The sequence below is a fragment of the Ensifer sp. GW821-FHT05G01 genome, assembly GCF_059419585.1.
The window spans coordinates 152,582-177,041 of record NZ_JBWKSC010000009.1 but is presented as its reverse complement, the minus strand read 5'-3'; the positions used below and the strand labels follow the sequence as shown (position 1 = coordinate 177,041).

The 24,460-nt window shown below is 62.7% G+C and carries 25 protein-coding genes; 4 read left to right on the top strand and 21 right to left on the bottom strand.

Annotated features, from left to right (window positions below):
- A complete protein-coding gene (locus AC07UR_RS21905) occupies positions 1-1,740 on the top strand; it encodes a peptidoglycan D,D-transpeptidase FtsI family protein (protein ID WP_209790153.1) in 1,740 nt (579 codons plus the stop codon).
- Positions 1,741-1,762: 22 nt separating this feature from the next.
- Here AC07UR_RS21905 and AC07UR_RS21900 read toward each other — a convergent pair whose 3' ends face one another.
- From AC07UR_RS21900 to AC07UR_RS21890, 3 genes are read right to left on the bottom strand one after another with little or no spacing between them, the layout of a single operon-like run.
- A complete protein-coding gene (locus AC07UR_RS21900; protein WP_209790290.1) occupies positions 1,763-2,167 on the bottom strand; it encodes a DUF2177 family protein in 405 nt (134 codons plus the stop codon).
- 34 nt (positions 2,168-2,201) lie between these two features.
- Complete coding sequence (locus AC07UR_RS21895) at positions 2,202-2,867, bottom strand: ChrR family anti-sigma-E factor (RefSeq protein ID WP_209790291.1); 666 nt, start codon at positions 2,865-2,867, stop codon at positions 2,202-2,204.
- The gene (locus AC07UR_RS21890; protein ID WP_176355555.1) at positions 2,867-3,433 is read right to left on the bottom strand and encodes a sigma-70 family RNA polymerase sigma factor; all 567 of its coding nucleotides are present in this window, start codon (positions 3,431-3,433) and stop codon (positions 2,867-2,869) included. The genes AC07UR_RS21895 and AC07UR_RS21890 overlap by 1 nt, the downstream gene beginning before the upstream one ends.
- Positions 3,434-3,662: 229 nt before the next feature.
- Between AC07UR_RS21890 and AC07UR_RS21885 the strand changes: the two genes are divergently transcribed.
- Positions 3,663-5,015 (top strand): NAD(P)/FAD-dependent oxidoreductase, encoded by a 1,353-nt coding sequence (locus tag AC07UR_RS21885; protein ID WP_176355556.1) that lies wholly within the window; start codon positions 3,663-3,665, stop codon positions 5,013-5,015.
- Positions 5,012-5,830, top strand: a complete 819-nt coding sequence (locus tag AC07UR_RS21880; RefSeq protein WP_176355557.1) for a DUF1365 domain-containing protein — start codon at positions 5,012-5,014, stop codon at positions 5,828-5,830. The genes AC07UR_RS21885 and AC07UR_RS21880 overlap by 4 nt, the downstream gene beginning before the upstream one ends.
- A gap of 9 nt (positions 5,831-5,839) precedes the next feature.
- Here AC07UR_RS21880 and AC07UR_RS21875 read toward each other — a convergent pair whose 3' ends face one another.
- From AC07UR_RS21875 to AC07UR_RS21790, 18 genes are all read right to left on the bottom strand, one after another.
- Positions 5,840-6,607: an SDR family NAD(P)-dependent oxidoreductase gene (locus AC07UR_RS21875; protein WP_234941772.1), complete on the bottom strand. Its 768-nt coding sequence runs from the start codon at positions 6,605-6,607 to the stop codon at positions 5,840-5,842.
- A 73-nt stretch (positions 6,608-6,680) separates the two neighbouring features.
- On the bottom strand, positions 6,681-8,042 hold the full coding sequence (locus AC07UR_RS21870; protein WP_234941773.1) for an MFS transporter: 1,362 nt from the start codon (positions 8,040-8,042) through the stop codon (positions 6,681-6,683).
- Positions 8,006-8,512: a DUF3833 family protein gene (locus tag AC07UR_RS21865; protein WP_209790155.1), complete on the bottom strand. Its 507-nt coding sequence runs from the start codon at positions 8,510-8,512 to the stop codon at positions 8,006-8,008. Before AC07UR_RS21865 ends, AC07UR_RS21870 begins: the two co-directional genes overlap by 37 nt.
- Before the next feature lie 71 nt (positions 8,513-8,583).
- Complete coding sequence (locus AC07UR_RS21860; protein ID WP_234941774.1) at positions 8,584-8,961, bottom strand: hypothetical protein; 378 nt, start codon at positions 8,959-8,961, stop codon at positions 8,584-8,586.
- A gap of 311 nt (positions 8,962-9,272) precedes the next feature.
- Positions 9,273-9,875: a nitroreductase family protein gene (locus AC07UR_RS21855; RefSeq protein ID WP_209790157.1), complete on the bottom strand. Its 603-nt coding sequence runs from the start codon at positions 9,873-9,875 to the stop codon at positions 9,273-9,275.
- 49 nt (positions 9,876-9,924) lie between these two features.
- Positions 9,925-10,128: a hypothetical protein gene (locus AC07UR_RS21850; protein WP_176355562.1), complete on the bottom strand. Its 204-nt coding sequence runs from the start codon at positions 10,126-10,128 to the stop codon at positions 9,925-9,927.
- A gap of 201 nt (positions 10,129-10,329) precedes the next feature.
- The gene (locus AC07UR_RS21845; protein WP_209790158.1) at positions 10,330-10,926 is read right to left on the bottom strand and encodes a 2-hydroxychromene-2-carboxylate isomerase; all 597 of its coding nucleotides are present in this window, start codon (positions 10,924-10,926) and stop codon (positions 10,330-10,332) included.
- A 49-nt stretch (positions 10,927-10,975) separates the two neighbouring features.
- Positions 10,976-12,037 carry an LLM class flavin-dependent oxidoreductase gene (locus tag AC07UR_RS21840; protein ID WP_209790159.1) on the bottom strand — a complete coding sequence of 354 codons (1,062 nt, stop codon included), beginning with the start codon at positions 12,035-12,037 and terminating at the stop codon, positions 10,976-10,978.
- 9 nt (positions 12,038-12,046) lie between these two features.
- Complete coding sequence (locus AC07UR_RS21835; RefSeq protein WP_209790160.1) at positions 12,047-12,985, bottom strand: ABC transporter substrate-binding protein; 939 nt, start codon at positions 12,983-12,985, stop codon at positions 12,047-12,049.
- 70 nt (positions 12,986-13,055) lie between these two features.
- A complete protein-coding gene (locus tag AC07UR_RS21830; RefSeq protein WP_209790161.1) occupies positions 13,056-14,000 on the bottom strand; it encodes an ABC transporter substrate-binding protein in 945 nt (314 codons plus the stop codon).
- A 77-nt stretch (positions 14,001-14,077) separates the two neighbouring features.
- Positions 14,078-15,853: an amino acid ABC transporter permease/ATP-binding protein gene (locus AC07UR_RS21825; protein WP_209790162.1), complete on the bottom strand. Its 1,776-nt coding sequence runs from the start codon at positions 15,851-15,853 to the stop codon at positions 14,078-14,080.
- Positions 15,854-15,901: 48 nt separating this feature from the next.
- Complete coding sequence (locus AC07UR_RS21820) at positions 15,902-16,453, bottom strand: GNAT family N-acetyltransferase (protein ID WP_209790163.1); 552 nt, start codon at positions 16,451-16,453, stop codon at positions 15,902-15,904.
- Between the two features lie 26 nt (positions 16,454-16,479).
- Entirely contained in the window at positions 16,480-17,667 is a 1,188-nt protein-coding gene (locus AC07UR_RS21815) for a M20 aminoacylase family protein (protein WP_209790164.1), read from the bottom strand.
- Between the two features lie 19 nt (positions 17,668-17,686).
- A complete protein-coding gene (locus AC07UR_RS21810) occupies positions 17,687-19,036 on the bottom strand; it encodes an LLM class flavin-dependent oxidoreductase (protein ID WP_209790165.1) in 1,350 nt (449 codons plus the stop codon).
- 23 nt (positions 19,037-19,059) lie between these two features.
- Positions 19,060-20,055, bottom strand: a complete 996-nt coding sequence (locus AC07UR_RS21805; protein WP_209790166.1) for an LLM class flavin-dependent oxidoreductase — start codon at positions 20,053-20,055, stop codon at positions 19,060-19,062.
- A gap of 382 nt (positions 20,056-20,437) precedes the next feature.
- Positions 20,438-20,965 (bottom strand): DUF992 domain-containing protein, encoded by a 528-nt coding sequence (locus tag AC07UR_RS21800; RefSeq protein ID WP_209790167.1) that lies wholly within the window; start codon positions 20,963-20,965, stop codon positions 20,438-20,440.
- Positions 20,966-21,257: 292 nt separating this feature from the next.
- Complete coding sequence (locus tag AC07UR_RS21795; RefSeq protein WP_209790168.1) at positions 21,258-21,485, bottom strand: hypothetical protein; 228 nt, start codon at positions 21,483-21,485, stop codon at positions 21,258-21,260.
- Positions 21,486-21,599: 114 nt separating this feature from the next.
- Entirely contained in the window at positions 21,600-22,778 is a 1,179-nt protein-coding gene (locus tag AC07UR_RS21790; RefSeq protein WP_209790169.1) for a glycosyltransferase, read from the bottom strand.
- Positions 22,779-23,196: 418 nt separating this feature from the next.
- On the opposite strand from AC07UR_RS21790, the gene AC07UR_RS21785 reads away from it, so the two are divergent.
- Entirely contained in the window at positions 23,197-24,435 is a 1,239-nt protein-coding gene (locus tag AC07UR_RS21785) for a polysaccharide biosynthesis/export family protein (RefSeq protein ID WP_234903108.1), read from the top strand.
- The last annotated feature ends 25 nt before the right edge of the window (positions 24,436-24,460 follow it).

The window sequence follows — 24,460 nt, the reverse complement described above, 5'->3', positions numbered from 1 at the left end:
ATGGCTCAACGCATTTCATCACGCGCGGATCGCCGCAAGCGCATCGCCTTTCTGATCGCCATCTTTGTCGCCGTGTTCCTGACGATGCTCGGGCGCCTCGTCCAGCTCGGCACGGCCGAGATCGAGACCACCGGTTATGTGCCGAAGCGCCCCTCCGTCGGCCGCCCTTCGATCCTGGACCGGAACGGCAACCTGCTGGCGATCGATGTCCCGAGCTCCGGCGTCTATGCTGAGCCCCGCTTCATCGTCGACGCCGATGAGGCGGTCGAAAAGCTGACGGCCATTTTCCCCGATCTAGATGCCCGCGAGTTGCATCGGCGCCTGAAAAGCAAGGCGCCCTTTGCCTGGATCAAGCGCCAGGTCACGCCGGCGCAGGAACAGGCGCTTTGGGATGCCGGCATTCCGGCGGTCGGTTTCCAGCGCGAAAAGCGGCGCGTCTACCCGAACGGTTCGCTTGCCGCCCACGTGCTTGGGACCGTCGACATCGACAATATCGGCATCGCCGGCATCGAGAAGTGGATCGAGACACAGGGGCTCGACGTGCTGCGCCAGACCGGCATGGATCTCTCGCATCAGAACCTGCAGCCTGTCACGCTGACGCTCGATATCCGCATCCAGCACGCGCTGCAGATCGAGCTTGCCAGGGCAATCGAGAAGTTCGGGGCGAAGGCCGGCGCCGGGCTGGTGCTCGATATCACCAATGGCGAAGTCCTGGCGCTTGCCTCCGCCCCGGACTTCGACCCGAACAATCCGGCCGACGCGCTCAAGCCCGACCGCATCAACCGCATTGCCGCGGCCACCTTCGAGATGGGCTCCACCTTCAAGGCGCTGACCACGGCCATGGCGCTCGATTCCGGACAGTTTGGCATCCGCTCGGTGATCGACGCCAGCAGGCCGCTCGCCTTCGGCCGGTTCCGCATCCGCGACTATCTCGGCAAGTATCGGCCGCTCAGCCTGCCGGAAGCCTTCATCTATTCCTCCAACATCTCGATGGCAAAAATGGCGATCGCGCTTGGGCCGGAGAATTTCCGCGCTTTCCTCTCGCGTTTCGGCCAGATGTCGCGGCTGACGACCGAGTTGCCGGAAAGCGCCCATCCGCAGCTTCCGCGCTCCTGGGGGCAGATCGACACGGCAACCGCATCCTACGGCCACGGCATTGCGGTCACGCCGCTGCAGGCAAGCATCGCCGTTGCAGCCCTTGTGAATGGCGGCCGCCTGATCAGGCCCACCCTAATCAAGGGCTCTAATGTCGAGGAGCGGCTCCTTGCCACTGACCTCATCAAACCCGAAACCGGCGAGGCCATGCGCTTTCTGCTTCGCCTCAACGCCAGGACCGGTTCGGCTCGAAAGGCCGAGGTCAAGGGCTACTTCATCGGCGGCAAGACCGGTACGGCCGAAAAGGTCGTCGGTGGGCGCTATGCCAAGGATCTCAATCTGACATCCTTCATGGGCGTTGTGCCGGCAGATAACCCGCGCTACCTGCTGCTGACCATCCTGGACGAGCCCAAGGGCCTGCCGGAAACCCACGGCTTTCGCACCTCCGGCTGGAATGCGGCGCCGCTCGGCGGCGCGGTGTTCGAGCGCATTCTGCCGATGATGAACCTGATGCCGTCCTTCGAGGTTCGCGACGTTACGTTTCCGTCGATTGCGGCCCAGAATGCCTATGGCTCGGAGCTGTTCTCCGGCCCGAACCGGGGCGAACACTCAGACCCGGCAATGCCGCCGGGCACTCCTTTATAACGAGTGTAGATTGCCGGAGCGCCTAGAACGCCGAGACGCGAGCTGCGGCATGATATCCCGCGGTCGCGGCAATCGCGGTCAGGGCCGCGCCCCAGATCATGTCGACGATCGTCAGCGTCAGCGACCAATTGCGAAGCGTCGCCAGATTGCTGAGGTCATACGTGCCATAGGCGACGAGCCCGAGAATGGCCCCTGCCATCAGCGCGGTGCTCCAGCTTCCCGCTTGAAGTGCTGGAGATACGGCGAAGTAGACGATGCCGGCCACGTAAATCACGTAGAAGGCGCCTGCGGCGCTCAAGTTGGGTTGATCAAGCAGCAGCCCGCCCAATCGCTCGCGATAGAACCCGGATGCGACACGCGTGAGCCACAAAAAATCCAGAACCAGGAACACGAATGCGGTAGCGAGGTACGCGACGACATGCACCAGCATCAAGTCTGCTCCCTTCGGATGGGCCGATCGCTCATATTCCGAGCACCGGCTGGATGAGCCGGACCAACCAGCTCTTGAACTTCAAAGGCGCATCGGTGACTGCAAGGCAGATGCAATCCTCACCTTCGCTTGCCAGAGGTTGATGCGTGAGGCCGGCATCCGCCTCCTCCAGATCGCCGCGCGCAAAGACATCGCTGCCATCGCGGAAACTTCCGGCGAGCACGAGGGTCAGTTCCTGCCCCGAGTGGCCATGCTCAGGAACGGGCTTGCCGGCCGGTATCCTCAGCAGCCTTGCAATGGTGCTGGTATCGGCCAAGCGGATCGGGATCTGGTAGGCCCCCATCCCGAGCGAGCGCCATTTGAGGCTGTCGATATCGCCGCCGAGATAAGAACGCAGCGGCTCCGGCAAGACTGGCTCGGCACGGGCCACCGACAGGCGGCCTTCCGTTGGCTGCGAAACGCCCGTTGCCGCCTTCTCGAGCCTGCTGCGCATGCGGGCCCAGGCATCATCGGATGCCGTCCCTGTCGATATGTTTTCGAGAAGCGCTCCCCCGATCGTCTCCATCTTCGACAGGCGTTGGCGACAGGACGGGCAAAGCGCAAGATGCGTGGCAACCGCAAGGCTCCAGCCTTCCGCCAGTTCGCCCGAAGCATAGCGCAACAGCAACTCGTCGCTGACGTGGTGGTTGATCGACATCATCGCTCCTCCAATGCTGCGCGCAGCTTGGCAAAGGCGAGACGGATACGCGACTTCACCGTGCCGAGCGGGATCGAGAGGGCCTCGGCAATGGCACTGTGAGAGTCGTCCTCGTAGAAGGAACGCTTCAAAAGATCGAGCTGCTCGGCCGGCAATGTCGCCATCGCGCGGTGCAGCCGCTCGGCCTCCTGAAACGCCTCAAACGCCATGTCGGCAGGCGGCGCATCATCCTGAACGAAGGCGGGATCATTCAGGTCGAATTCCGGTCGCTTCGTCCGGCGATAGACATCGATCCGCACGTTGCGGGCAATCGTATAGATCCAGGTCGAGACGGTGCCACGCGAAGGCTCGAACTGGGCTGCCTTGTTCCACACGACCATCATGGTTTCCTGCATCAGTTCTTCGGCGGCAGTCCCATCCCTGCAGAGACGCGCCATATAGGCCTTCACGCGCGGCGCGTAGTGGCGAAACAGCACCTCGAAGGCCTCGACATCCCGGTTCAACCCGACCGAAACAAGCAAGTCGGACATATCGTTCGTCGGTGGTTCCTGGTCGTTTTCATCCATGCGTACGCGCCTGCTCCCGCTTTTCGGCAAAACCCTGGCAAGACGATCCGGGCTTGGCTTCCGGTCGTTTTCGCATGGTGCCGCGAGGATGGGAACAGCGATTGTCATGCGGGTTGATACGGATGGTCGGAACGGGCGGATCACCGCGCCGAAAAATTATTCGCGCGATCGATCCAATCGCGACCCGGCCTCGTACTGAAGAGCAGGTAAAAACGTGAGAGGTTCGTGAATGGATGTCGGGGGCAGAGAAAAGCGGCAACAGCGGCGCGTTGCGGTCATCGGAACCGGCATATCAGGCCTTTCCGCAGCGTGGCTGCTCAGCAAGAGCATGGATGTCGTTCTTTATGAAGAAGCCGACCGCCTCGGAGGGCATGCCAACACCGTGACCGCGCCTTCACCGATCGGCCCGGTGTCGGTCGATACCGGCTTTATCGTCTATAACGACCGCAACTATCCCAACCTCGTGGCGCTTTTCGACCACCTCGACGTCCCGACGCTTGCCTCCGACATGTCGTTCTCGGCATCGCTCGATGGCGGATCTTTCGAATACTCAGGCTCCGGATTGCGCGGACTTCTCGGCCAGAGGCGAAATGCGGTGCGTCCGCGCTTCTGGCGGATGCTGTCGGAAATCGTCCGGTTCTATCGCGAGGCGCCGCCCCTGCTTCGGCAACCGGAGTTCGAAGCGGTCTGCCTCGGCGACTATCTCGACCGCGGCGGCTACGCCCGCTCCTTCGTCGACGATCACCTGCTGCCGATGGGTGCAGCCATCTGGTCGACAACGGCCAGCGAAATGCGCGCCTATCCGCTGCATGCCTTCATCCGCTTCTTTGAAAGCCATGGCCTGCTTTCCCTTTCGAACCGGCCGCGCTGGCGAACCGTGGATGGGGGCAGCCGCCAATATATTCAACGGCTGATGGCCGACTACTCGGGTTCCGTGAGGCTCGCGAGCGCCGTGCGCAGCGTCCGCCGTATCGGTGGTGAGGTCGAGGTCGTGGATCGGCGCGGTCATCTCGACCGTTTCTCGGATGTGGTCATCGCCACCCATGCGGACCAGGCACTTGCGATGCTGGACGATCCCGACGGCCAGGAGCGCCATCTGCTGTCGGCCTTCAAATACACGGCCAATGATGCGGTTCTCCATTGCGACGAGACCCTGATGCCCCGGCGCAAGCAAGTCTGGGCGAGCTGGAACTATATCGGCGACAGCGCGCACGAAGGCGTAAAGCCGCTCTGCGTCACCTATTGGATGAACCGGCTGCAGGGCATCAATCCGTCGGCGCCCCTGTTCGTGACACTGAACCCCTGCCGCCCGGTTGCGCCGGAGCGCACGCTTGGAACTTTCGCCTACACCCACCCACTCTTCGATCAGGCCGCCCTCGTGGCGCAACGTCAACTCTGGCAGTTGCAGGGACGCCGCAACACTTGGTTCTGTGGTGCCTATTTCGGCAGCGGCTTTCATGAGGACGGACTACAATCGGGCCTCGCCGTCGCGGAAGAACTCGGCGGCGTCGATCGACCCTGGGCGGTTCACGAGCCGTCAGGCAGAATTTTCCGCAGCGAAGCATTGTTGGCAGCCGAATGAGCTTGAAATCAGCGATATACACTGGGCACGTCGCCCATGCCCGCCATCGCCCCCGCTCACACCGGCTGCGTTACCGCGTGTTTTCGCTGCTGCTCGATCTCGACGAACTGCCCAGCCTCGGCACGCGCAGCCGATTGTTCGGCTACAACCGCGCGGCCATCTTCAGTTTTCGCGACGAGGATCACGGCGATGGCAGCAGAGGCGGTTTGAAAGGCTGGGTCGGCCGACAGCTGGAGGACGCCGGACTGCCGGCGGATGACCTGCGTGTGCGCGTGCTCTGCTATCCTCGAATTTTCGGTTACGTCTTCAACCCGCTGACCGTCTACTTCTGCTATCGGCCCGACGACAGCCTGTGCGCCGCGCTTTATGAAGTCTGCAACACCTTCCACGAGCGCCACACCTACGTCATTCCGGTCGGCGAACCATCCGGTGGCTCGATCAGGCAGCGTTGCGACAAGGCGCTCTACGTGTCGCCGTTCACCCCCATGGCAAGCCGCTACGACTTTCGCGTCGAGCCGCCAGTTGAGCGCGTTTTCGTGGGGATCAATCAGTCGGACAACGATGGTCCGCTTCTGGCGGCGAGCTTTGCCGGAAAACATGTCGCTTTCTCTGACAAGGCGCTGCTGAAGCTGCTTCTCGCCTATCCCCTGATGACCCTGAAGGTCATGGGCGCGATCCATGTGGAGGCGTTTCGGCTATGGCTGAAAGGCGTGCCCGTTCATCCGCATTCGGCAGCAAACCTGCCGCGCGCCACCACCATCGTCGTCGAGGAAAGCGTTTTGCGGCCGAGCGACGCGAAAGCACGGGCCAGTTAACAGCTCACCTCAATCGCGCAGCATTCGTCGCGTGATCGCAAATCTCAGGCGGGCGGGCATCAGCCTCAAGGCTTTCATTGCCACAGCCATCTGCCAGGGGAAGACGATCTCGTAGCGGCGCGCCTTCAGCCCGCGCGCTATGATTGCCGCCGCCTTGTCCGCCGGCACGAGGAACGGCATCGGAAAATCGTTCTTCTTCGTCAGAGGCGTATCGACGAAACCGGGATTGATCAGGCTGAGATCGATCCCCTGCTTGCGGAGGTCAGGATAGAGCGCCTCGCACATGGCAATCAGCGCCGCCTTGCTCGCGCCGTAGGCCGCCGCACCCGGCAAGCCGACGAGGCCGGCCGTGGAGGCGACGACGGCGATGTGCCCGCTGCCGCGCGCGAGCATCTGCGCCATGACCACTTCCAGGCAATGCACCGTGCCGAGAAGGTTCAGATTGACGATCGATGAGAAGCGGGCAGCATGGAAATCCCGAACACCATCGCGCGCGTATGTACCGGCCGAAAACACCGCGAGATCCACCGGCCCGAGGCGGTCCTCGATCAGGCCGAAGGTTTTGGCGACAGTCGCTCCGTTGGTCACGTCGAGCGGAAATGCAAAGATCTGGCCGGGAACGGCATCCTCAAGCGCCAGCAGATCCTCCTTGCTGCGCGCGCTGACGGCGACCTCCCAACTGTCGCGCGCCAGTTCCACCGCAAGCGCGCGCCCGATGCCGCTGCTGGCGCCAGTGATCCAGGCAATACCGGCGGTTCCGGAAGTCTTGCGCCTCATTGTCTCAACGACCAATTTCATCACCCGAACGATATTTCGACATATGCAGATACGGTGTGGCACGGCAGATGGTTCACATCGCCTCGATCTTTTGCCTCAAGGCGCGCTGCTCGACCTCCCCGATCGGAAAACGCCACATCAGCGCAATCGCCGCGAGCTTGACGGGGATCGGTAGCCAGGCGTAAAGCATCGAAAGCGCATTGAGCGCCCCGGCGGAATTGTTGCCCTCACCTGAAAACCCGGCAAGGGCAAGCAGCGGAAAGACGATGCCGACTGCGGCGGCAAGCGACAGCTTGGTCGCAAGGCTCCAGGCCGCGAAATAGAGGCCGGACCGCTGTTCGCCCGAAGAGGCCGTATCCTGATCGATCACATCCGCCTGGATGGCAGGGGGCAGCACGAGATCGAAACCGAGCATCAAGCCCGTCGCGATGCAGATGGCCACGAACAGATAGACATCCCCCGGCCCAAGAAAGCCGGCCACGGCGAAGATGGCGCACGCCACGGCCATTGCGATGCACCAGGCCCGGTGCTTGCCGAGGAAGCGGGCGGAGAAAAGCGCAAGCGGAACGCCAGCAAGTCCGCTGACGAAATAGGCAAGCAGCAACGGTCCGCTCCATTGCGGCGCCTCCAGCCGCTGGCCAACGAAATAAAGGAACAGCGTTGCCGGAACGGCATTTGCAAAACCGTTCAAGACAAAGGCAAGGATCAGCCGCCTGAAGGGCCTGTTGGCAGCAAGAAACCGCCCCGCATCTCCAAGCGAGAGACGATGCCTCGATCTGTCCTGTGGTTCGGGCACGCAAAGGAATGCGACGCAGGCCGCAAAGGGCAGAAACACCGCGACAAAGACAGCGAGCGGTTGAAGGCCGACTGGGCTCGACAGTGCCCCATCGCCGACGGCGAACGGCAGACCAATCGCGCATAACGTGCCGATCAACGTTGCGCCCTCTCTCCAGGCCGAAACGCGCAGACGCCCCGAATAGTCGTTCGCCAGTTCCGCTCCCCAGGCGGAATACGGCAGCAGCGTGCCCGTGTATCCGAGCGACAGAACGGTTCCCCAAAGAGCGAGATAGGCAAGCCCGGCATCGTCCGACGGCCAAAACAGCATGAAGGCGCCAAGCGCGGTGGGGGCGGACGCGACCAGAAACAGCGTGCGCCGGCGGCCGGCCCTCGCGCTGATCCGGTCCGACAGCCAGCCGATGGCCGGATCGGCGATCGCATCGACAATTCGGATCGCGAGCAGCACAAAACCGACTGCGCCAAGCGGCAAACCGAGTGTGCTCACATAAAAGGTCGGAACGACGATGTAGAGTGGCAGGGCGAGCGCCGCCAGGACAACGGCGGGCAGCGCGTAGGCCAGCAACAAGCGGCTTGTCAGCGGGTGCTGGCCTGAGCGAAGCGTCATCGCCGGGACCGTCGGAATGTGACGTTCGTCCATGCCACGGGCAGGCCGTACTTCGTCACAAGCGCCGTGTTTCTGACCTCGCCGTCGTCGCCGAGCACCATGAGGTCGTGGAACCGGACTTTGTTCTTCCGGGCAGCGTCGAGATAGACGACATAGGAGAACCGCGCCTTGCGGCCTTCGATCCTGACTGGCACGCTGCCGACCACATCCTCACGCGAGCCGAGATATTCCCCCGGCCCCGTCTTGCGAAACCGCCAGGTCTTTGTATCCCGCGCACCATCATCGAATGTAAAGTCTTCGCGAAGCGTCAGCGTCTCTCCGTTCCAGCGCCCCAGCAAGGCGACCGAGAACCGTCGCGACACACCGTTGATCGCGATGAAACTGCCGGTCGCCTGGGATTTGCCCACGAAGGAGCGTTCCAGCGAGAAGACGGGGTCTCGCGCCTGAGCAAAGATCGGGAATGCGAAGTATGAAACCAGGAAGGCAATGGCCACCATACGCATAAAGAACCTCCCGTGGTCGACGGTTGTCGTAAGAGTTGAAGTCGGTTTGGCTCGAGGGGCGGTGCACCGTGTCATAGCGCCGGCCCGATGCGCGCGGTTCCCTTGTCGCCGTTGTTCTGAATCCAGCGGATGCGCGTTTCATCGAGGCGGTAGAGTTCGAAACAGAGCTGCGAACCGTCATACCAGGTGCTGAACTTCTGGCAGAGCCGGTCACCGTCTATCCACCAGGTGCCGCTATCGCGTGGGCGGGTGAATTTTCCCAGCCCCAATGCTTCGCCAGTACCATCGACGCGGCCGTCGCGCCGGTAGTTCAACGGGAACTCTCCGCCGAACGGAACGGCAAGAAACACCGTCCTGCCGACGATCTGGTCGCGGATGTTTTCGGCCGACAGTCGGTCCGATGCCGCATGACTGGAATGGGCAACGAGCATGAACAACAATACGATCATCAGACGCATACGCTCCTCCATATTGCATTGGGGGGACGGGTCAGGTTCTTCCCTGAGAGGTACGCGGCATCGCTCGCCTCGGATCACCGACGGCGGTCGAATTCATGAATGACAGAAAGCATCGGAAGTGCGGCTCCCGAGTGGAAGACGGAACAAAGGGCGCGGCAGCGGTGATCTCACAATCATCTGCAGGGGCGCAAAGTCGATCGAGCGCCCAGGCGCTGGAAATGTCGGTGGTGAGGCGTGGTATTTGCCGCTTGCGGCGTTTCGGCCGGCTCGTCCGTTGCCACAGGCGAGCCGGCCGACTGACGTCAGGCCTGTTCGAACCGGCCTTCGGAAACGATCTCTGAGAGAGCCTTTCGCGGACTTGGGACTTCGCGCTCCCTCAGCCCTTCGGGCAATTGCGCCTTGTCGCCGATCCTGCCGATCGCGACCGCAGCCTCGACGCGGTAGTCGGAAGGAATGCTGAGCTCGGTCCGTGCCCGATCATAGTCCAGGCCTGCCATGCCATGCGCCTGCCAGCCGGAATAGGCGGCCTGCAGCGCCAGTGCGCCCCAGGCGGCGCCGGTATCGAACGAGTGCGTGTAGGAGGGCACGTCTTCGCTCGTGCCCGGCGCCAGCAGCGTTGTTTTCGACAACACGAAGATCAGCGCGGACGCGTCCTTCGCCCAGCTTTGGTTGAAGGCGTTGAGGATGCCGAACAGCTTGTTCCAATGCTCCGTGCCGCGGCGGGCATAAATGAAATGCCAGGGCTGGGCATTGTAGGCCGAAGGTGCCCAGCGCGCCGCCTCCAGAATGCCGAACAATTCGGCTTCAGCGATGTCCGCTCCGGCATAGGCGCGTGGCGACCAGCGTTCGAGAAAGAGCGGATTGATCGGGTGGCCGGCGATCCGCGAGTTGATTTCGATGGTCATGGTTTTCCTGTGTGTTGGCTTTGGTATCTGCTCTCAGCCGCAATCGCCGTCACCAGGCCTCGTAACGCTCCGGTCGGCGCTTGAGATTGGAAATCTCGTCCGAAAGTTCGGCGATGCGATCACGAAGGTCGTTCGTCGTTCCGTCCTCGAAATCGTCGATGCCGAAACAGTCCCTTGCTTCGTAGAGCTCAAGCTTGCCTTGCAAGACATCCCGGATCGCGCTCAAGCGTTCATATTGTCGCAGGACACTCATGACACACCTCGTCAAAAGCCACCGTTGTTTAGAAATGCCCAAACAACGAAAAAGGTTTCGTTCGATTGCTCGGCTTCAAGCACTCCGAAAATTATCGAGTTAAACAGTAGATTAAAGGAACCGCGGCCCAAAGATCGTGCCAGGCTTGGAAAAGTGATCCGGCGCAGTGGCGCAACCACTCAACCCTCGCTCGGTCTATGCCTACGGCCTTTCGCCTTTCAGGTGCTGCTCCAGGAACGCCAGATTGTCCTGACCCCAATAGATCTCGCCGTCGTAGCCGAAAGTCGGGAAACCGAAGACGCCGCTCCGGACGGCATGATCGCGATCGGAGGCCCATTTCCCGGCAACGTCTTCATCACTTTCCCGCGCGCGCAGGGCGCCGCCGTCGAACCCCGCTCGGATGGCCACCGCCTCGCGCACGTCTGGCTGGCCGATATCCTCGGCGCGGACCCAGAAGGCCTCCTGCAGGGCCGCCGTCAACGCGAGCCAGTCCTTGCCGTCGAGATAGGCGGCAATCACCAGCCGCGACGCAGGCGTCGGATCGGAAAGCGTCGGACGGCCGTCGATCCGAAGGTCCTTTCCGCGAGCCCGGCTCCAACGTTTCAGGTCGCGCGTACCGTACGCGCGGCGCGCCTCCGGCTTGTTGCGCGACAGGATGCCGCCATTCTCCTCGACGACGGTTGCCAGGTACGGCTTGATTTCCGCTTCATGGCGGCGAGCCAGAGCGGCAAAGGCTTCGAGCCCGATGAACGACCAGGGAGAACCGATCGAGAAGAAATAGTCGATGCTTTTCGTCACTGCGGGAATGCCTTCATGGAGTTTGGATCGGGGACTGATGGCGAGGGTTTCAAGCCGCCGCCGGGTTTGTGGAGGATGCCTCGGCGATCTCGCCGCTTGTTTGCGACCAGCCAAGCGCCGGCGCGATGCGCGTGACGACGTCATCGAGAATTTGCCGGTACTCGTCGTGTTCGAATTCGTAGGGCAACTCGAGCCGGAGTTCGCGCACGTGCGGCAGGATCGGATCAGCCAGCAGCCGCTCGAGGATCTGCTCGGACGTGCCGACGAGATCGCGGGCATAGAGTGTGCGCCGCTCACCTTGCGGCGTCAGCGTGCGCTCATGCCGGCCGGCGGCGTAATCGAGATACCGGCGCCTTGTGCTGGCATCGGCACCATCGAGCGGCACGATGACGCGGCCGAGTGCCACGCGTTTCTCTGCCCAGCCCGCCTGCCGATAGGTTTCGAGCTGGCGCGCCTGCGCCTCAAAGAAATCGTCGGTCTGCTCACCGGTCGTGACGTTGCCGATCAACAGATTAAAGCCGTTTTCACCGGCCCACCGGGCTGAGCGCAAGGATCCGCCGCCGTACCAGAGCCTGTTGGAAAGCCCCTTGGCATAGGGTTGCAGCCGCGGTCTCTGCGGACCGAAAGGCGTCTTGATCACCGTGTGCGCATCGCCGAGGAAATCCCCGCGCAGATTATCGGCAAAACGCAGCACCCGCTGATGCGAGAAATCGTAAGCAGACCAGTCTCCGTCAAACGCCAGCGGCCCGATGAGGTCGAGATGCGGCGGGCGACCCGCACTCAGGCCGATGTTCAGACGGCCGCGCGACAACACGTCGACGGTCGAGAGATCCTCGGCGAGCCGGTAGGGATTTTCGTAGCCGATCGGGATCACCGCGGTACCGAGCTGGATGCGGCGGGTCCTCTGTGTCGCCGCCGCCAGAAAGGCGGCCGCCGACGAGATGCCGGGTTCCAGATGGCGTTGCCGCACCCAGGCGCTCGCGAAACCGAGCGTCTCGCCATATTCGAGCAGCCGCAGCGTCTGTTCCAGGCCGGCAAGCGGATTGTCGTTGGCATAATTTCCAGGCGTCAGAAAGCCGATATGGTCGATCGAGATCTTGTGCGTCGTCATCCTTGCACCTCAGGTTTTCGGCAGACCGGGAGGATTGGTCTCAGACTTCGGCAGCGCCTCTTCCGCCAGATGCCAGCGATCAAGGATCTTGGCATAAGTGCCATTTTCGATGAGGCCATTGGTGGCGACGGTCAGCGCATCGGCAATGCCGCTGCCCTTGCGGGTGGTGATCGCCACGTCGGAGCGCTCCGGCCAGCCGGCGCTCAAGGTGCCGACGCGCTTGATGTTCTGGTCGCGCGCCGCAATGAAGACAAGCTGTGCATGCGGCTGGACGATCACGTCGGCGCGGCCGGAAGCCAGTGCCACAAGGCTCGTCGCCTCGTCGTCGTAATATTGCAGCTCAAGTGGCTTCAGGCCGGCGGCGATATTCTCGTCGTTCCATTTGAGAAGAATGCGCTCCTGGTTGGTGCCGGCGCCAACGATGATCCGCAGACCCGCCGCATCCTTGGGCTCTCTGATCGAGGTGACCCCACTGTCGGCCTTGACAAAGAAGCCGTGCAGTCCCTGGCGGTAGGTCGAGAAATCGAACTTCTCCTTGCGCTGTTCGGTGACACCGACATTGGAGATGACCGCATCGTATTTGCCCGATGTCAGACCAAGCGGCCAGTCGATCCAGGCGATCGGCACGAGTTCCAGTGTCAGCCCGAGACTGTCAGCGACCGCCAGCGCATAGTCCGGATCAGCGCCGATCACGGTCTTCGCATCAGTTGCGTAGGTCGCAAGCGGCGGCCCACCGGGGCTGACGGCGACGGTGAATTTGCCCGGGGTCACGAATTTGAATCCCGGCGATATCGCGGCGACTGCCGCGTCGTTGCGCTCAGCGCGGATGCGCCCCGGTTGCTCCGGGCTGAAATCGAAGCCGTCGGCTGCCTGTGCTGGGCCGAGATGAAGAAGCGCCGCCGCAAAAGCGGCGAAAAATGCGAGGCGTAAAGCGGCTGGACCGAACATGTCTGTCGTCTCCGGATGGGATGGGCAAGGCGCGAGCCGGCAACGCGCCGACCCGCGATATCAGAGAGATTTATGAGCCGCTCTTCGGCAGGCCGGGGGGATTGGTCTGCGACGCGTCGACGGCCTCGTCGGTCAGGCTCCAGCGCTTCAGCACCTCGCCGTACTTGCCGTTCTTGATCAGATCGTTGACGGCAAGGGTGATCGCGTCGGCAAGGCCGCCGCCCTTGCGGGTCGTGACCGCGATTTCGGCGGTCAGAGGCCAGCCGCCGCTGGCAGTGCCGACCACCTTGGTGTCGTTGCGGATCGAGGCCGCGTAGGCACGCGTCGCGTTCGGGTTGAATTCGACGTCGGCCCGGCCCGACTGCAACGCCAGGTCACCGGCCGCGCGGTCGTCGTAATACTGCACTTCGATCGGTTTCAGCCCGGCGGCAACGTTCTGCCTGTCCCATTCGAGGATGATCTTTTCCTGGTTGGTGCCGGCGCCGGTGATCACCTTCAGGCCGGCCACGTCCTTGGGTTCCTTGATTGATGTGATCGGGCTGTCGGACTTGACGAAGAAACCGAGCACGTCACGGCGGTAGGTGGAGAAATCGAACTTCTCCTTGCGCTCCTCGGTGACGGTGACGTTGCTGATCACGGCGTCATACTTGCCCGAGGCAACGCCGAGCGGCCAATCGGCCCAGGCCACGGCCACGAGGTCCAGTTCAAGACCGAGGCTGTCGGCAACCAGCGAAGCGAGATCGGGATCGGCGCCGACGACCGTCTTCGAGTCCGAGGCGTAGGTGGCGATCGGCGGATCCCACGGGTTGACAGCAACCGTGAATTTGCCGGGATTGACGAACTTGAAGTCCGGCGAGATCGCCTTGATCGCCGCTTCGTTGCGTTCAGCGCGCACGCGGTTGGAGGTATCAGGGCTGAGATCGAATTTTTCCTGGGCCTGAACCGAGGCAGTACCGAGCGTTGCAACAGTGACCGCTCCTGCCAAAAGCAGCTTTGCTCTGTCGAAGAATACCATGTGTCTGGACTCCTTTTCATCTTTGGGTTGTGGTTGCTGTCAGTCAGATCCAGCGTCTGCACGCAGGCCTGGAAATTTCAGAGAACCTTGGCGAGGAACTCGCGGGTGCGGGGGTGTTCCGCGGCGGTGAAGATGCGGGACGGCGGGCCGGCCTCAAGGATGCGGCCCGCTTCCATGAAGACGACGGTGTCGGCGACCTCGCGGGCGAAACCGGTCTCGTGGGTAACGATGACCAGCGTCGTGCCGGTGCGCGCCAGTTCCTTGATGACATCGAGCACTTCGCCGACCAGTTCCGGATCGAGGGCCGAAGTCGGCTCGTCGAAGAGCAGGACCTTCGGTCGCAATGCCAGGGCACGGGCAATTGCAACGCGCTGCTGCTGGCCGCCCGAGAGCTGTCGGGGATAGGCGTTGATCTTGTCGCTCAAGCCCACTCGCGCCAAGAGATCCTGCGCCAGCCGCACGGCGTCGTCGCGTTTCAGACCGCGAACCTGGATCGGCGCCTCGATAAGATTTTCGAGCACCGTCAGATGCGGAAAGAGATTGAAATTCTGGAACACCATGCCGATGTCGGCGCGGCGCTTCAAAATGTCCTTCTCCTTCAGTTCATAGAGCGTGTTGCCCTTCTGGCTGTAGCCAACGAGATCGCCATCGATCGAGATGAAGCCGTCATCGACCCGCTCCAGATGGTTGATCGCGCGCAACAGCGTCGACTTGCCCGAGCCCGATGGCCCGAGGATCGCCGTCACGCTACCGGCGGGCAGGCTCAACTCGACATCGTCAAGCACTTTCAGCGAACCGAAACTCTTGGAGATGCCGTGGATGCGGACGGCACCGCCGGCGCGAAAGGCGGTTGCGTCCTGAAAGCCGGCCTTGCGGGCAACAGCACCATTGCTCGCAACCTCAGTCAGCGGACGTCGAAACCGCGAGAAGAAGGCCTGGAACGGCAGCGGCACCGGATTGCGAACCGCACCCTTGGAGAAATGCCGCTCGATATAATACTGGGCGATCGACAGGCCGGTCATGATCACCAGATACCAGACGGTCGCAACCATCAGGAGCGGAATGACTTCGAGATTGCGGCGGTAGATGACCTGAACGGTGTAGAAGAGTTCCGGCAACGCCAGCACGTAGACCATGGACGTGCTTTTCGCCAGGCCGATGATCTCGTTGAAGCCCGTCGGCAGGATCGAGCGCATCGCCTGCGGCAGCACGATCCTGAACGCCTGGCGATGACGCGGAAGGCCAAGTGCGGCCGCGGCCTCGTGCTGCCCATGATCGACGGAGAGAATGCCGCCGCGCACGATCTCGGCAAAGAAGGCCGACTGATTGAGCGTGAGCCCCAGGAAGGCAGCCGCAAACGGCGTCAGCAGCTGGGTGGTCGGATAGGTGAAGAAGGTGGTGTCGGTGAAGGGAATACTGAGCGAGATCGTCTCGTAGAGATAGCCGAGATTGTTGAGCACGAGCAGCAGCACGATCAGCGGAATCGAGCGCAGCAGCCAGATATAGCCGAAGGAAAGGCCACCCAGCAGCGGCGACTTCGAGACCCGGGCAAGCGCCAGCGCCGTTCCGAGCAGCGAGCCGGAAACGGTAGCAAGCGCCGTGAGCAGCAAAGTCCGCCCGAGGCCCGCAAGCACCGGCTCGGCAAAAAACCACTCGGCAAAGACCGGCCAGCCCCAGCGCGGATTGGTCAGCACCGAATAGAGCACGCCGGCAATAACGAGTGCTGCAAACAGCGTGCCGAGCGCGCGGCCCGGATGGCGCGCCGGCACGACACGATAATGCGCGTAGCCCGGATTGGGTTCGCTCGTTCGCCCGGCGCCGGCAACGCCGGCATAATCGGTCAGAATGGCCATGATGCATCCTCTCTGGAAGTGGTTTCGTGCGCCTGTCGGACGCTGGCGCTACGGGTGATGGGCTGCCTGCGGATGCGATGGATTCGGGTCTCCGAGAAGTGCCAGCGACGCGACGAGATGGGTGATGTCCTTCTCGAACGGCAGCGTCTTGTAGACCTCCGGATCGGTGTCGACGTCGAACAGCGCCGTGTACCCGTTGACGAGATAGAGGCCGACGGCCTCCGGCTGCCGGAAACCGGTCGTCAGGTAGATGCGGGAATAGCCTTGGCGCGCAGCCTGGGCTTCGAGTTCGAGCAGAACCTTGCGTGCCAGCCCCTGCCGGCGCAGGTCGGAACGCGTCCAGATGCGTTTGAACTCGGCGGTGCGGTCGTCATAGTGCTTGAAGGCGCCGCCGCCGATCGTCTCGCCATTGCGCACCAGCAACACAAAGTTGCCGTGCGGCGGCGCAAATGCTTCCGGCGGGTAGCGGTTGAGTTCTGCCGCCGCCCCCTCTTCGTTGAAGTAGGTGCCGTAACGGCTGTCATATTCGATGATCAATTCGTCGATCAGCGGCTTGGCACGCGGGTCGAGGGGGGTGGTGTAAAGAAACGTATCGCTCATGGGTTTCGCCAATCCCGTTATCGTCGTCATGCGAGGAAGGTTTCGACCAGCCGCACCCAATAGCGGGCGGCGGGCGCAATGATTGCGTCGTTGAAGTCGTAGTTGGCGCTGTGGAGCGGCGCGCTGTCGCCGTTGCCGACAAAGAGATAGCTGCCGGCCTTCTCCTCGAGCATGAAGGCGAAGTCTTCGCTGGCCGTGCGCGGCTTGAAATCGCTGACGACCTGGCCCGCACCGAAGGCCTCCAGCGCGACGCTGCGGGCAAGATCCGTCTCCGTGCGGTGATTGATCAGTGCCGGGAAGCCGCGACGGTAATCCACCTCCGCGGTAGCGCCGAAGCTTTCCGCCTGGGCGCGCGCCAGAGCCGGAACGCGCTCGCCCAAAAGGCCACGGGTCGTCTCGTTGAAGGCCCGCATGGTCAGCTTCAGCACCACACTTTCGGGAATGACATTGGAGGCAGAACCGCCGTGGATGGAGCCGACGGTGACGACAGCCATTTCCTGCGGATCGACATTGCGTGAAACCACGCTTTGCAGCGCCGTGATCAGCGACGCTGTGGCCAGCACCGGATCGACGGTCAGTTGCGGTTCCGCGCCATGACCGCCCTTGCCGACGATCTTGATGTTGCACTGGTCCACAGAGGCCATGGCCGGGCCGGCAACGAAGCCGAACTGCCCTGATGGAACCCCCGGCCAATTGTGCAGGCCGAAGACGGCATCGACAGGAAAACGCTCGAACAGCCCTTCGGACAGCATCTTGCGGGCGCCGGCGCCGATCTCCTCGGCCGGCTGGAAGATCAGGCGTAGGGTGCCGTCGAAACGACCGGCCTCCGCCAGATAGCGGGCGGCGGCAAGCAGGATGGCCGTATGGCCATCGTGGCCACAGGCATGCATCACGCCGCGATTGGTGCTCGCATGGGCAAGGCCCGTCGCCTCCTCAATCGGCAAGGCATCCATGTCGGCACGAATGCCGATGCGGCGCGATCCCTCGCCACGGCGCAAGGTGGCGACAACGCCGGTCCCGGCAATCCCCGTTTCCACCTCGTAGCCCCAGGACTTGAGCCGGGAGGCGACGATCCCGCTGGTGCGGTGTTCGTGAAACGAGAGCTCCGGGTGCCGGTGAAGGTCGTGCCGGAGAGCAACGATTTCATCGAGATAGGCGCCGATGCCCCGCTCGATCGCGTCCCCGGCCTGTGCGTCCTTGACGATCATGTTCATGGGCAGCTCCATCGACGCCTCAGGCGCCGACGGCCCTTCCCTGCTCGATGTCTTCCTCCGGGGCCGCATAGCGGCTTTCGCGATAAGGCAGCCCCAGATGGTCACGCAGAGTCTCGCCCTTCAGGTGCGGGTCGAAATAGCCGCGCTGTTCCAGGACCGGCAGCACGTGGGCGGCAAAGTCTTCAAGACCTTCGGCAATGACGGGGAAGCCGAGGATGAAGCCGTCAGCGGCATCGGTGTCGACCCATCGGATGATCTCGTCGGCAATGTGCTCGGCGGTGCCGATGAAGGCGGTTCGCGGCGTTGCGACATCGAGCGCGATCTCGCGCAGTGTCTGGCCGGTCTCGCGCGCCGTCTTCTTGATGCGGTCTGTCGTTGCGCGAAAGCTGTTCTTGCCGATGTCGCCGATATCGGGGAAGGCTTCGTCCAGCGGATAGGCGCTGAAGTCGTGATGATCGAAAAACCGGCCGAGATAGAGCAGCGCCTCCTCGATCGTGACCAGCGCGCGGATCGCCTGGTATTTGGCTTCCGCCTCCTCGGCGGTCGCGCCGACGATCGGGGCGATGCCTGGGAACAGGCCGATATCGGCCGCCCTTCGCCCTTGCGCGATCGCGCTCTGCTTAATCTGCTTGTAGAAAGTTTGCGCGTCTGCGATCGGGCCGCCATTGGTAAAGACCGCATCGGCGTGTTTTCCGGCAAGACGAATGCCGGAATCGGAGGCTCCCGCCTGGAAGATGACCGGCTGCCCCTGGCGCGACCGGCTGATGTTGAGCGGTCCTTCGATGCGGAAGAAACGACCCTTGTGGTTCAACCGGCGCAGCTTGGTCTTGTCGACATAGACGCCCGCCTGACGGTCGCGCACGAAGGCATCGTCGTCCCAGGAGTCCCAGAGGCCCTTGGTCGCATCGAGATATTCGTCGGCGATCTCGTAGCGCAGCTCGTGTTCCGGATGCTCGCGCCCGTAGTTGCGGCCGGAACCCTCAAGCGGCGACGTCACCGCGTTCCAGCCGGCACGCCCGCCGCTGATCAGGTCGAGCGAGGCGAACTGCCGGGCAATGGTGAAGGGATCGCTGTACGAAGTCGAGACGGTGCCGACGAGCCCGATCTTCGAAGTCGACGCCGCAAGCGCGGACAGAATGGTCAGCGGCTCGAAGCGGTTGAGAAAGTGCGGGATCGACTGTTCGTTGATGTAAAGTCCGTCGGCAACGAAGGCGAAGGCAATACCGGCGGCCTCCGCCTTGCGCGCGGTGTCGACGAAGAAGCCGAAATTGACGCTGGCATCGGCGGGACCGCTCGGGTGCTTCCAGGCATTCATGTGGCCGCCGGGACCTTGCAGCATGATACCGAAGGTGACGTTTTTCTGGGTCATGGACGAGATCCTCTTGCGGATGTTCAGGCGACGAGCGAAAGCCGCTCTCTTGCGATGAGTTCGATCGATGCGAAGCGCTCGGCCGCTGGAAGCGCCGGCGTGTCGATCACGAATTCCTTGACGCCGTAGCGGCGATGAAGCGCATCGAGCTCCTGGCGCACCTGACGTGGCGTCCCGTGCAGCACGCTTGGGCTCTTTTCCTCCACCCGGTAATCGCTGACACCGGCCTGACGCGCGAATTCGGCCGCCTGCTCCTCGCTGCCGACATTGACGCTCTGGCCGTTGCCGAGGAAAACCTTGAAAATGCGAAGGCCTGCGACACGCTCGCGGGCACGCTCTTCGCTTTCGGCCGCCAGCGCCGCGACCGCCAGGATAGGGCGTCCGCCGCCCGTCGCACGCTCGTAGGCTGCAACCGTTCGCTCGAGGTTCTCAGGATCGCCGTTCAGATGCGCGGCAAACACCAGCTGCCAGCCTTTCGCGGCGGCAAGCTCAGCACTTTCGACACTGGCGCCGAGCAGGAACCGCTCCAGCGGTTGCGCCGGCAACGGCGTTGCCAGCAAGTCTGCCTCTTCGGTCCTGCCGGGCGCGAGATAGTGGTTGAGGTCGCTCAGCTGTTCGGCAAAACCCGGCTTGCGCTCGGGGTCGATGCCGATCTGCAGCGCCCGCGTCGAGAGTGGAAAGCCACCCGGCGCCTTGCCGACGCCAAGATCGACCCGTCCCGGTGCAAGCGACGCCAGAAGATTGAATGTTTCGGCGACCTTGTAGGCGCTGTAATGCTGCAGCATAACGCCGCCGGATCCGATGCGAATCTTGGACGTGCGCGCCAGCAGGTAGGCGATCAGCGTTTCGGGTGCCGAACTTGCAAGGCCGGCCATGTTGTGATGCTCGGCCAGCCAGAAGCGGTGATAACCCCACTCCTCCGCTTTCGCTGCCAGCCGGGCGGTCGTCTGCAGCGCGTCGGTGGCGGTACTGCCGGGATCGATGGGGCTCTTGTCGAGAAGGCTGAGAAGATAGGACATGCCACGTGTTCCAGATTGTCTCGGCGCCGCCGTCGGTCGCCATTAATCTATAAAACACATAGACAATATGCATTATAAGAAATGCGTTTCTATTTCGCGCCGGCTTGAGAGAAAAACCCGCCCACGCTCAGACCTTGCTGTGCAATCGAAAACACCGAGCGCCAGGCGCGGTTAGTGTAAGCACTCGCTCGTAGTGACGAGAGCTCGCAAATTGGGAAATTGGGTGGGATGCCGTGGCACCTGGGAGGACCAGCGCTCAAGCGCGGTCGCACGAGGGTGTTACCGTCGCAAGCCTCAGCTGGGCAGATCGACGATCCGGAAATGCACGGACGCCGAGCAGGCATCGGCGCGCAGCAGAGCCGCGCGCCGATCGAAAACAAGATCAGTTCACCGAGGTGAGCGTCATCGATGTGCCGGTGGCGGCAACATTGAGACCGAGCTGGCCCGTGACGCTGACCGTCTGCAGGTGGATGGCACCAGCCGTGCCGCCGATGAGGATGTTGGCCCCGACGCCGGCGCCAAGCGTCGCTTCGGCCGTCGCGCCCTTGTAGATACCGCTGAGCGCACCCTGGTGGTAGCCGGCCGTCGGGGCAAACACAGCCCAGATCAGCCGGCTGCGGGTGGTGAAGCCGACATCCACGCCAAGCTTGCGGATCGCGCCGGCATAATGATCGGAAGCCTCGGCACCGACGGTCGAACGGAAGACGCACTCGACTTCCTTGGCAGATCCCAGCACATAGCCGGCACCGCCGGCAATGTTGCAATCGAGGTAACCGATCTTCACGCCGTTGCGCGCGTCCGGCTCCCTGTAGGTTTCCTTGTAGGTCGGCAAGTCCGCAGCATTGACAGCCCACGCACCGGCAGACGCCAGGGAGGCGGCGGCAAGCGCCATCGCAAGGGTCTTTTTCATGTGTTCGCTCCTTTTCGGGTCGTTATTGATCAACAGCACTCGGTCTTCCGGCAAAAGAATCGAGCTGCAGAGGCGTCACAGTTGAACGCCGATCGGACATTTCGAAGGCACCGCGCCGGACGCGGGGCCCGGCATTGAATTTTGCAGCGGACTGTTGCTCCGGGAGAACACCCGCCTAGAGGCAGCTGCGGCCAAGTACACACAGGATTGCTGATGCCCGGGACCGGTGTGGTGAGAAAATCTCACCGCACGGTGGCCTTGAAAAAGGAATGAGCGGTTATTCCCCCGCGTTTCAGAAGCCAGTACGCGAGGGCGTCTTGCGGTCGAGACCCATCACCCACCCGATCGCCATCAAGAGGACGATTGCGGCAAGGGCGATCAGGCCAATGGCATACATCACCAGGAGTTCGACGAGGCGCGGCACGAAAAGCACGGCCTTGGTCGGCAGCGGCTGAGCGCCCCGCCACGCGGACAACTCATCCCGGTTGAAGGCCTCCAGTCGACGAACAAGAAAACGCATGCTCACCTCTTCCCGCCGACAGCAAGCCCATGCGGCGCGTCGGCAACTCCCGTTTGAACGTTGCACCCCAGTCGTTCGTGCCGGTTGGCAGCCAATCCCAGGTGCCGCGCGGGCTCAATGCAGCGGCGTGGCGCTTTCGGGCTCACGCATCTGGAAACCGCCGATCGCCAGCTTTCCGTCACCGAACGGCAAAGCACGGCGCAGGCGAAGCTCGTCGTCGATCACGGCCTGCATGCCGGCCTTGAATTTCCTGACGCTGAACTGCGCCGTGTGCGCCCTGATGACGTCGGGGCGGAACGCGTCTTCCCGTGCCTCGAAGGCGTAGATCGTCTTGATCAAAGCATCGACGCTCTGCTGTTCGAAAAGCATGCCCGTCAGATTGGGCACGACGGTCTCGAGCGCTCCACCGGCGCCAAAGGCGATGACCGGGCGGCCGCTTGCCATAGCTTCGACAGGCACGATGCCGAAGTCTTCCTCGCCGGGAAAAACCAGGGCGCGACAGCGGGCGAGCTTTTCCTTCAGCACGGCAAAGGGTGCGCGACCAAGGAACGTGACGGTCGGGCCGGCGATCCGCTTGAGCCTGGCGATATCCTGTTCCTTGCCGTCGCCGATCACGACCAGGTTCTTGCCCATTTTCGTGAAGGCTTCTACGGCCAGGTCGATCCGCTTGTAGGGAACGATCTGGCCGGCGCAGAGGTAGAAGTCCTCGATCTGGGTCGAGGGCGCAAAGTCCTCGGTGCTGACGGGCGGATAGACCACGGTTGCCGGGCGCCGATAGTATTTGCTGATGCGTGCTGCCACGTGATGCGAGTTGGCGACAAAACGGTCCACCCGCATGCTGGTGTTGACGTCCCAGGTCCGCAGCATCGGCGCCAGAACCGGCATCATCATCCGCGACAGGAGGCCAGCACTCGACCGATAGGCGTGATAGTGATCCCAAAGGTAGCGCATGGGCGAGTGGCAATAGCAGATATGGGCTGCATGCGGCGGCGGGATGATCCCCTTCGCCGGTCCGGATTCGCTCGAAATGATCAGGTCGTAACCGCTGAGATCGAGACTTTCGAGCGCGAAGGGCATCAGCGGCAACAGCGATTGATAATGCCCGATGGCACCGGGAATGCGCTGCAGGAACGACGAAGTGACCTTGTGCTTCTTGATCGTGTCCGACACGCGGCCCGGATCATAAACCAAAGTGAAGATGTCGGCCTCGGGATAGAGATCGCATAGTGCCTCGATCACCTTCTCCCCACCCCGCATCGATACCAGCCAATAATGAACGATTGCGACGCGCATGGCGCTCCCCTACTGCAACGATCCTGCCGCAGCATGGGGCAGACGGACCTCGCGTGCACAGCGCCAAGATCGGTCCGGCAGTGCATCCGAAGGAACGATCGTCCTACTCGAAAGGTTTAGGGGTCGGTGCAGGCCGACCGGTGTTTAACCATCGGCCGGGGCAACCCTATCCGATGGTGCCGCCGGTTTAGAATTGCTCCCCTAAAGGGATTAGCCGCGATTAGACCGCAGGGAATTTACCTCGAACGTTTTGGGCCGACAATCAATCCGACGCGCCACGCCAAGCTGAACTGTCCAGCACCGCGGCGCGCAGGAACATCTGCGAGGCCCCATGCCCCATGCCGATCACAGTCTTTCGTATCGCCTGTCGTGCCTTGGCCGTGCCTCGACTCTCTGTCTTGCGATAGGCTTAAGCGCTTTGGCTCCACTCCAGCAGGCGCAAGCCGAGCCCGTGTTCCGCCTGCAACCTCAAACGAGGGTCAAGGTCGCGATCGTCGAGTGGGTCGCCTCGACAGGAGAATACAAGGAATGGACGGCGCTCAACGGCGAATATGTCGTCTCGCCCGCCGGCACGATCTCGGTTCCGCTGGTCGGCGAAGTCAAGGCCAGGGATAGAACGCCCTCGGAACTGGCGGCCACCATCGCCGATCTCCTGAAGGAGCGCACCGGCCTCAGCAAGGCGCCGGAGACATCCGTCGAAGTTGTCCGTTACCCGATGATCTACGTCACGGGGCTGGTCGATCGGCCGAGCGAACTCGAATTCCGGCCCGGCATGACAGTGATGCAGGCGGTGGCCATGGCCGGTGGACGCGAACGCCGCACGAACCCTGCCGGCGGCTACTCGGACATGGAGCAGATCCGCTACACCGGCGAATTGAACCGGATGGAACTCGAGATGATGCAGCTGGCCGCCCGTCGCGCCCGGCTGAGGGCCGAGTTCACCGACAGCGCCAAGATCGAATTTCCCCAGGCGCTCAAGGCTGCCGATGGCGCCGCCATCCAGCAGATCGTGCGCGACGAAAGCACGCTCTTCGACGCCCGGCTCGAGGCCATGCGCCGGCAACTCGATTCCCTTTCCGAGCTCGGCACGCTGCTCAAGAACGAAATCGACGTGCTCGATGAAAAGACGACAGTCCAGCAGCACCAGATCGACATTTCCCAGGACGAACTCAAAGGCGTATCGAAACTGGTGAGTGACCAGACGGTGACGAAGTCGCGCCAGACGGCACTCGAGCGCATCGTCGCCGAGCTGCAGAGCGACAAGCTCGACCTTCAGGTCGCCGCCATGCGCGCCAAGCAGAAGCTGAGCGAAACCGAGCGCGACGCGGTGACCTTGCAGGGGCAGCGCCGCACGGAGGCCGGCCGCGACCTGCAGACGACGGAAGCCGCGATCGAGGATCTGAAGCTCAAACGAAGCACGACGCTGCAGCTGCTGCAGATCAACGGCGCCTCGCTCTCCCGCTTCGCCGACATGAAGGCGATGGACCTTGAGCCGCTGGAGTACTGGATCACCCATGGCGGTGGCACCGAACCGGCCGTGAAGGTCACGGAAGCAACTCTGCTCGTGCCGGGCGACGTGCTCGACGTGCGCTCGGCGCTGACGGCAGCGCTGGACAAGAAACTTCTGACGTCGGTCGGCATAGAACAGTCCCAGTAGCAGCGGCAGATCGGTTGAAGCGCAG

Bases quoted from the DNA above. Each gene is read 5' to 3' on its own strand.
- AC07UR_RS21905 (WP_209790153.1), top strand. From the start codon at position 1: ATGGCTCAACGCATTTCATCACGCGCGGATCGCCGCAAGCGCATCGCC.
- AC07UR_RS21895 (WP_209790291.1), bottom strand. From the start codon at position 2,867: ATGTCGATCAACCACCACGTCAGCGACGAGTTGCTGTTGCGCTATGCT.
- AC07UR_RS21890 (WP_176355555.1), bottom strand. From the start codon at position 3,433: ATGGATGAAAACGACCAGGAACCACCGACGAACGATATGTCCGACTTG.
- AC07UR_RS21885 (WP_176355556.1), top strand. From the start codon at position 3,663: ATGGATGTCGGGGGCAGAGAAAAGCGGCAACAGCGGCGCGTTGCGGTC.
- AC07UR_RS21880 (WP_176355557.1), top strand. From the start codon at position 5,012: ATGAGCTTGAAATCAGCGATATACACTGGGCACGTCGCCCATGCCCGC.
- AC07UR_RS21875 (WP_234941772.1), bottom strand. From the start codon at position 6,607: ATGAGGCGCAAGACTTCCGGAACCGCCGGTATTGCCTGGATCACTGGC.
- AC07UR_RS21870 (WP_234941773.1), bottom strand. From the start codon at position 8,042: ATGGACGAACGTCACATTCCGACGGTCCCGGCGATGACGCTTCGCTCA.
- AC07UR_RS21865 (WP_209790155.1), bottom strand. From the start codon at position 8,512: ATGCGTATGGTGGCCATTGCCTTCCTGGTTTCATACTTCGCATTCCCG.
- AC07UR_RS21860 (WP_234941774.1), bottom strand. From the start codon at position 8,961: ATGATCGTATTGTTGTTCATGCTCGTTGCCCATTCCAGTCATGCGGCA.
- AC07UR_RS21855 (WP_209790157.1), bottom strand. From the start codon at position 9,875: ATGACCATCGAAATCAACTCGCGGATCGCCGGCCACCCGATCAATCCG.
- AC07UR_RS21850 (WP_176355562.1), bottom strand. From the start codon at position 10,128: ATGAGTGTCCTGCGACAATATGAACGCTTGAGCGCGATCCGGGATGTC.
- AC07UR_RS21840 (WP_209790159.1), bottom strand. From the start codon at position 12,037: ATGACGACGCACAAGATCTCGATCGACCATATCGGCTTTCTGACGCCT.
- AC07UR_RS21835 (WP_209790160.1), bottom strand. From the start codon at position 12,985: ATGTTCGGTCCAGCCGCTTTACGCCTCGCATTTTTCGCCGCTTTTGCG.
- AC07UR_RS21830 (WP_209790161.1), bottom strand. From the start codon at position 14,000: ATGGTATTCTTCGACAGAGCAAAGCTGCTTTTGGCAGGAGCGGTCACT.
- AC07UR_RS21825 (WP_209790162.1), bottom strand. From the start codon at position 15,853: ATGGCCATTCTGACCGATTATGCCGGCGTTGCCGGCGCCGGGCGAACG.
- AC07UR_RS21820 (WP_209790163.1), bottom strand. From the start codon at position 16,453: ATGAGCGATACGTTTCTTTACACCACCCCCCTCGACCCGCGTGCCAAG.
- AC07UR_RS21815 (WP_209790164.1), bottom strand. From the start codon at position 17,667: ATGAACATGATCGTCAAGGACGCACAGGCCGGGGACGCGATCGAGCGG.
- AC07UR_RS21810 (WP_209790165.1), bottom strand. From the start codon at position 19,036: ATGACCCAGAAAAACGTCACCTTCGGTATCATGCTGCAAGGTCCCGGC.
- AC07UR_RS21805 (WP_209790166.1), bottom strand. From the start codon at position 20,055: ATGTCCTATCTTCTCAGCCTTCTCGACAAGAGCCCCATCGATCCCGGC.
- AC07UR_RS21800 (WP_209790167.1), bottom strand. From the start codon at position 20,965: ATGAAAAAGACCCTTGCGATGGCGCTTGCCGCCGCCTCCCTGGCGTCT.
- AC07UR_RS21795 (WP_209790168.1), bottom strand. From the start codon at position 21,485: ATGCGTTTTCTTGTTCGTCGACTGGAGGCCTTCAACCGGGATGAGTTG.
- AC07UR_RS21790 (WP_209790169.1), bottom strand. From the start codon at position 22,778: ATGCGCGTCGCAATCGTTCATTATTGGCTGGTATCGATGCGGGGTGGG.